Genomic DNA, 7,018 nt, shown 5'->3' with positions numbered 1-7,018 from the left:
CAGGCAGAGTTGGAAACGTTGGTGGAGGTAGACGAAATAGGAATCCGCATCGCTCAAAGCGTAAAAGATTATTTTGCAAACGATGAAAACGTGCTTTTGGTAGAACGCTTAAAAGCCGCCGGGTTGCAGATGGCTATATCGGAAGAGGTTTTATCGAACCGGTCCGACAAGTTGCAGGGTCTCACCCTTGTGATCAGCGGTACATTTGCGTTGCATTCACGCGATGAATACAAGAAAATGATCGAACAACACGGAGGAAAGAACAGTGGTTCGGTCTCCGGAAAGACCGATTATATCCTTGCAGGAGACAATATGGGTCCGGCCAAGCTCGAAAAGGCGGCTAAACTGGGAGTGAAAATTATCAATGAAACGGACTTTTTAAAAATGATAGAATGACCATATCCAACTATTTTATAAAGAAAAAGATCAAGAAACTGATTGATCAGACAGCCTATCGTAAACCTGTATTTAAAGCATTCGACCAGATACAAAGCATACTTGTACTGTACGAAATGGCCGACTTTGAATCTCTTTTGCCACATATTGAACACTTGAAACGTTCCGGTAAAAAAGTGGAGTCTTTCGGTTATGTGCGGAAGGAGGTGCTTCCCGAAGTAGATGATTCGTATCATTTTATAGTTGAAAAGACAGATTTATCGGTAAAGGGAATCCCCACAGACGCTGTTTTGCAAAAAGTGTTGGCATGCAACCCCGATGTTATAATGGATCTTACCCATGCCGGATGTTATGCTATGCAATATTTGCTTGTAAATCATCCCTGTAATTTCAAAATCGGCATAAAAAAAGCCGAAAGAGATCTTCATGACTTTTCCCTGCTTGTAACAGACAGGGACGAATTCAATTATTTATTTGAACAAATATTATTTTATCTGCAGAATATCCGTACGAAATGATATAAATTCTTACATTTGCAGTGCGAAATAACAAAATGTGTAGTTTCCCGATGGTAGATATAAATTTAAAAGGAATGGGCGTGGCTTTAATCACACCATTCAAAGAAGATGAGAGTGTAGATTATGAGGCACTTGGACGTCTGGTAGATTTTCAGCTTCAAAATGGAACAGATTACTTGGTAGTTTTGGGAACTACCGCCGAAACGCCTACGTTAACTGAACAGGAAAAGAAAGAGATCGTTAGCATGGTTGTTTCCAAAGTACGCGGACGCATTCCGGTTGTACTGGGTGTGGGAGGTAACTGTACCCGTTCTGTGGTAGAAAAGCTTAAACATGATAATTTCGACGGGATCGATGCCATCCTTTCCGTTGTTCCTTACTACAATAAACCATCGCAGGAAGGTATCTATCAGCATTACAAAGCTATATCCGAAGCAACCGATTTACCCATCATACTTTACAACGTTCCGGGACGTACCGGTGTGAATATGACGGCCGAGACAACGCTTCGTGTGGCACGCGACTTCAAAAATGTTGTAGCTGTTAAAGAGGCATCCGGTAATATTACACAGATGGACGATATTATCAAGAATAAGCCGGCTAATTTTGATGTAATTTCGGGCGACGACGGTATTACCTTCCCCCTTATTACTTTAGGTGCCGTAGGGGTTATCTCTGTGATAGGCAACGCTTTCCCAAAAGAATTCAGCAAAATGGTGCGGTTGGCTCTGAATGGCGATTATAACAATGCGCTCACCATTCATCATCGCTTTACCGAACTGATCGAATTGTTGTTTGTAGATGGTAATCCTGCAGGGGCGAAAAGTATTCTCAATGCGATGGGATATATCGAAAATAAACTGCGTCTGCCGCTGGTTCCTACCCGCATAACAACGTTCGAGAAAATACGCTTGGTGTTGCGCGAGCTCAGCATCAAATGTTAAGATGCTTGCTTTCCTTCTATTGAATTAAATTTTTCATACCTGCTTTGTGCAGTTTGAAAACAAGATACATTTACATAAAAACCCCGGTACTTTTTTAATAAAATGTACCGGGGTTTTTATGTAAATGTTATGACTTTTTTACAGCCCTTTTCTCGCTTTGACTCGTACTGAATTTGTTTTACAGTTTAGTGTCTAATTTCTAACAGGTTCACATAAAATATATTAATTCCTGAATAAGGTTTACACTGACCAACTAATGGCTAATGGAGAGTTGGATTTCTGTTATAACACAGGTAATTTCCAAGGATCGCGGTAATAGGCTTTCACAAATGCCGTTGCTTCGGGGTCGTTTACAAAAATACTTTTTGCATCGTCCCAAACCAGTCCCCGTCCCAATCTGCTGGAGATATTAGCCAGATGCGACATCTTGGCCACCTTGGCTCCGATAGCCACATCGGCATTGGGTAACTCGCGGCTTTTTATACAAGATAGCATATTGCCAACATGATTATATAATCCTTTGCCTTCCCCTTTTTTGAAAGGTACCGCCTCCATACGGGCTTTGTTGTTCGATACAACTGGAATTACTTCCCATCCGGCCCGGGTAAGAACCATGGTGCCGTTCTCGCCATAAAAGGCAAGCCCCTCTTTTTTGTCGAACAAGCCGTGATTAATACCGCAGGCATGATCCCACACAATATTGAAATCCTTGTATGCGTAGGTTGCCATCAATGTATCCGGAGTTTCCATGGCATCGGTAGGATAGGCAAATTTACCACCGCTGGCAAGGATGGAGGTAGGCAGATCCGCTTTCATCCCCTCCAGAGCATAATCCAATAGGTGAACACCCCAGTCGGACATCAGTCCACCCGCGTAATCCCAGAAGAAGCGGAAGTTGTAATGGAATCTATAGGTATTAAACGGACGTTTGGGTGCCGGTCCGAGCCACATATCATAATCGACTCCCGCCGGAACGGCGCTGTCCGGAATAACCGGAAGGGTGGGCTTGTTATCCTGGTAGGCCCATACCTTCACAGTACGGATGCGGCCGATACCGCCGGCCTTCAGAAAATTAGCTGCTTCATCCCAGTGCGGATCGCTGCGCTGCCACTGACCAACCTGTACAATCCGGTTGTATTTACGTGCGGCTTTTTCCATCAGGTTACATTCTTCAATGGTATTGGCCAGCGGTTTCTCTACATACACATCCTTTCCGGCCTGACAGGCATAAACCATCGGTAAGCAATGCCAATGGTCTGGTGTGCCGATAATAACCACATCAACATCTTTATTATCAATAACCTTCCTCCAGTCTTTATAAAGAGAAGGAACCTTTTTGCCTGTATTTTTTAGTACATCGGCTGCCCGTTTATTAAGCCACTCATCGTCCACGTCGCATAATGCAACACATTCTACTTCGGGATATTGCAGAAATGTATTGAGGTCCGACCATCCCATGCTTCTGCATCCTATAAGTGCCACCTTTACTTTATTGCTTGGAGCTGTTTGGCCATACACCGACTGAAAGGATGATCCAAAGAGCGGAGCCATCCCAAATCCTGCGGCTGTTAAGGCCGACTTATGGAGGAAATTGCGTCTATTCATTTGTTATATAATTAGATTTCAGTAACGAGCTACAATACTACAAAAAAAAACTATAAAATCAATGTAAAATCAATTATTATGATTTATATTTGTAATTTAGAACACTATGTAACAATGAAAATTTATGGACCCTAAAGAAACTAATTGGTATGTACTATATACATTTCCCCGAGCGGAAAAACAGGTTAAGGAAAGGCTCGAACGAGAAGGCATTGATTGTTGGTTGCCTTTACATCGTTCGCCCCGGGTATGGTCGGACAGAGTAAAGCTGGTGGATGTACCCTTGTTTAATTCCTACATATTTGTTCATTGTACCGAAGTTGTACTTCGCTCGCTGATACGTATATATGGAGTAGTGCGCATTGTTTATTATAATGGGAAACCAGCTATTGTGAGAGATCAGGAAATTGAAGCGATCAAAGACTTTTTGAAAGAAGCCGAAGCTCATCCGCTTTGTTTTGGTGAAGAGGTTGAAATCCTTTGCGGAGCAATGAAGGGAGTTACCGGTAAAATTGTTCAGATAAATAAGTCTCATTTGGTGTTAACCCTGGAGCAGCTAGCTGCCACAGTGTGTGTTAAGCTCGAAACAGTTACCCGTACCACTCGGATTTAGTTAAAACTCAATTTGTAAGCAATATTTAAACGAACCAGGGATCGGCAAAAGCTAATCCCTGGTTCGTTTTTTTGGGGACTGTCCTTTATTCGGTCAGCGACCTGTAAATGGCATCCATATCTACATGAGCACGTACATGGTCGGCCAGTTTATCATACTGCTTTTCTTTAAACTCCGCGTAGTTAAACAAGGAGGCATCTTCTTTTACCAGACCTTCGGCAAGATAATCCAGCACGGCGGGATTGTCCAGAATGCCATGCATATAACTTCCCCAGCATCGGTTGTCCATCAGGTAGCCATCCGTACGTCCGTCTTCCATAAAAACCAGGGGACTATCGGCAACTTTATCTATCAGCGATGTTTTACCCATGTGTATTTCATACCCGTTGCATAGATCGGCTTTATCAAGAAACCGGAAACGGGTCTGTCTGATCACCTTTTCAGATTCGATTACGGTCCGCATGGGAAGGAGTCCCAGACCGGATAATAATGGAATAGAACCTTCCAGATGCTGCGGGTCTTCCACCTGCATACCCATCATTTGATAACCTCCACAAATGCCTATCACCTTCTTTCCCGCCTTGTATGCCTTTACAATTGCCGAGGCGATTCCATTGGACCGTATGTCCTGCAGGTCGCCCAACGTGTTTTTTGTTCCGGGCAGCACAACGATGTCCGCCTTCTCAATTTCGTCCGGTTGATCCGTAAAATAGGTATGGAAACGAGGATCCATCTCCAGTACGTTGAAGTCGGTAAAGTTGGACAACCTTCTCAGATGTACGATTGCCACATTGATCCTGTTACCGTTGGCTTGCCTGCGTTTGGAATCCAGAGCGACAGAATCTTCCTCTTCAATCCTGATATCCGTAAAGTAGGGGATGATACCCGTCACCGGTATTCCCGTAAGCTCCTCCATCAGTTGCTTCCCGGTTTCAAAAAGGCGGATATCCCCTCTGAATTTATTGATGATGATTCCTTTTATCAAAGCCCTCTCTTCCGGACGGAGCAGCTGGATCGTTCCGTAAACAGACCCGAATACACCTCCCCGGTCGATGTCGGCCACCAGATAGGTAGCAGCACCTACAGCCATAGCCATCCGCATATTGGTAATATCCCTGTCACGCAGGTTGATCTCTGAAATACTTCCCGCACCTTCAAGCACAATCGGATTATAGGCTGCTTCCAACCGCTTGAAAGCAGCGAGGGCGGCTTCAAACAACTCGCCTTTGCGCAGGTGATCTCCAAAGTAATCCACAGCCGACAAGTTGCCCATCGGTTTTCCGTTCAGAATCACCTGCGAGCTTTTATTGTTAGTCGGCTTCAGAAGCACCGGATTCATGTCCGTGTGGGGAATCACCCCAGCGGCCTCGGCCTGTACAACCTGGGCTCTGCCTATTTCGCCCCCTTCGGGCGTAGGATAGGAGTTGAGCGACATATTTTGTGCTTTAAACGGTGCCGGAAGGTATCCGTCCTGTTTAAGTATCCGGCAGAAAGCAGTATTGATAATGCTTTTCCCTGCATCAGAACAGGTGCCTACAAACATAAGGGGTTTTAAATGTTTCATGAAGCAAATGTATGAAAAAACTAGTAACTGCAATAACTTTTGTTATATTTGCCATTCCTTAAATAAATAAATTACACATGAAAAATTCAAGTCAGCCACAACGCCTCGCTTCGCTGGATATTCTCAGAGGGTTTGATCTTTTTTGCCTTGTAGTATTGGAATCGCTGCTTCATCCGCTGGCCAACGCCATCAATTCCGATTGGTTTCATCAGCTTATGTGGGCCTTTACCCATAAAGAGTGGGAGGGCTTCTCCAGCTGGGATCTGGTTATGCCTTTGTTCCTGTTTATGTCGGGTGTGTCCATTCCCTTCGCCTTCTCAAAGTACAAGACAGATACAAACAAGCTTCCGATATACCGCAGAATAGGTAAGCGGGTGCTGCTGCTCTGGATCTTCGGGATGATGTGTCAGGGCAATCTGCTGGCATTAGACCCACAAAACATAGCCTTTTTTTCGAACACGCTGCAATCCATAGCAGTGGGTTACCTGATAGCCTCCCTGGCATTTCTTCACCTGCGCCAGCGGAACCAGTTCATTCTGGCCGGCGCATTTCTGTTCATCTATTGGGCGGCGATGACTTTCGTATCGGTAGGAGGTTTTGGCGGAGGTAATTATACCCCCGATGGAAACCTGGCCGAATGGATAGATCGTACGGTGCTGGGCCGCTTCAGAGATGGCGTAAGCTGGGATAATGGATCGTGGTCCTTCGCCCCCTGGTACAGATATACCTGGATCCTGAGCAGCCTTAACTTTGGTGTAACGGTGATGACGGGTGTATTTGCCGGTATGCTGCTTAAGAGCAACAAACCCGAGCTAGTAAAGATTAAATGGCTTGTCTATGCAGGTGCAGCCATGGTTGCTTTGGGCTGGTTGTGGGGATTGGAGCATCCGGTCATCAAGAAACTGTGGACCAGCTCCATGGTGTTGGTCAGCAGCGGCTATTGCTTCCTGCTGATGGCCCTGTTCTATTGGTGGATCGATTACAGAAAACACAACCAGGGCTATACCGTATTGCGGGTTTACGGCATGAATTCGATAACAGCCTATATGATTACGAATGTAGTTAGTTTTAAATGTGTCGGACAGAGTCTTTTCTATGGATTGGAACAATATACCGGAAATTTCTATCCGGTACTGATTTCTTTGTGCAACGTATCTGTTATTTATGTAATTTTGTGGCTAATGTATAAACACAAACTATTTCTAAAGGTATAACACACTTAAAAGTAAACAATGGAATCTATTAAACAAATATTCAGAATAGGTCACGGACCATCAAGCAGTCACACGATGGGTCCTATACGAGCTTCACAGATGTTCCTTGAAAGAGAGCACGATGCAGCCCGGTTTCAGGTAACCCTGTACGGCAGTCTGGCTGC

General features: G+C 44.6%; 8 protein-coding genes. 6 read left to right on the top strand and 2 right to left on the bottom strand.

What is annotated here, in order from left to right; translation table 11 throughout:
• The 3 genes from AB7E53_RS13495 to dapA all read left to right on the top strand — a co-directional run.
• The coding region (locus tag AB7E53_RS13495; RefSeq protein ID WP_446776240.1) for a BRCT domain-containing protein at positions 1–396 on the top strand (396 nt) is incomplete at its 5' end.
• Positions 393–914: a DUF6913 domain-containing protein gene (locus AB7E53_RS13490; protein ID WP_446773969.1), complete on the top strand. Its 522-nt coding sequence runs from the start codon at positions 393–395 to the stop codon at positions 912–914. The genes AB7E53_RS13495 and AB7E53_RS13490, both read left to right, overlap by 4 nt.
• A gap of 50 nt (positions 915–964) precedes the next feature.
• A complete protein-coding gene (dapA, locus tag AB7E53_RS13485; protein WP_068183597.1) occupies positions 965–1,858 on the top strand; it encodes a 4-hydroxy-tetrahydrodipicolinate synthase in 894 nt (297 codons plus the stop codon).
• Between the two features lie 282 nt (positions 1,859–2,140).
• Here dapA and AB7E53_RS13480 read toward each other — a convergent pair whose 3' ends face one another.
• Positions 2,141–3,463 carry a Gfo/Idh/MocA family protein gene (locus AB7E53_RS13480; protein WP_371689422.1) on the bottom strand — a complete coding sequence of 441 codons (1,323 nt, stop codon included), beginning with the start codon at positions 3,461–3,463 and terminating at the stop codon, positions 2,141–2,143.
• A 124-nt stretch (positions 3,464–3,587) separates the two neighbouring features.
• Between AB7E53_RS13480 and AB7E53_RS13475 the strand changes: the two genes are divergently transcribed.
• Positions 3,588–4,076, top strand: coding sequence for a UpxY family transcription antiterminator (locus AB7E53_RS13475; protein WP_079684214.1), 489 nt, complete (start codon positions 3,588–3,590; stop codon positions 4,074–4,076).
• An 85-nt stretch (positions 4,077–4,161) separates the two neighbouring features.
• Here AB7E53_RS13475 and AB7E53_RS13470 read toward each other — a convergent pair whose 3' ends face one another.
• Positions 4,162–5,640: a cobyric acid synthase gene (locus AB7E53_RS13470; protein WP_446776237.1), complete on the bottom strand. Its 1,479-nt coding sequence runs from the start codon at positions 5,638–5,640 to the stop codon at positions 4,162–4,164.
• 77 nt (positions 5,641–5,717) lie between these two features.
• Between AB7E53_RS13470 and AB7E53_RS13465 the strand changes: the two genes are divergently transcribed.
• Both AB7E53_RS13465 and AB7E53_RS13460 read left to right on the top strand, forming a co-directional pair.
• The gene (locus tag AB7E53_RS13465) at positions 5,718–6,854 is read left to right on the top strand and encodes an acyltransferase family protein (RefSeq protein WP_371689424.1); all 1,137 of its coding nucleotides are present in this window, start codon (positions 5,718–5,720) and stop codon (positions 6,852–6,854) included.
• Positions 6,855–6,872: 18 nt separating this feature from the next.
• On the top strand, positions 6,873–7,018 hold a 146-nt coding region (locus AB7E53_RS13460; RefSeq protein WP_446776242.1), incomplete at its 3' end, for a serine dehydratase beta chain.

Origin of the sequence: Macellibacteroides sp. (genome assembly GCF_050251695.1) — a bacterium.
In the GTDB taxonomy this organism is placed as follows: Bacteria; Bacteroidota; Bacteroidia; order Bacteroidales; family Tannerellaceae; genus Macellibacteroides; species Macellibacteroides fermentans.
Note: the sequence above shows the minus strand (reverse complement) of the source record. Positions and strands in the feature narration are given on the sequence as shown.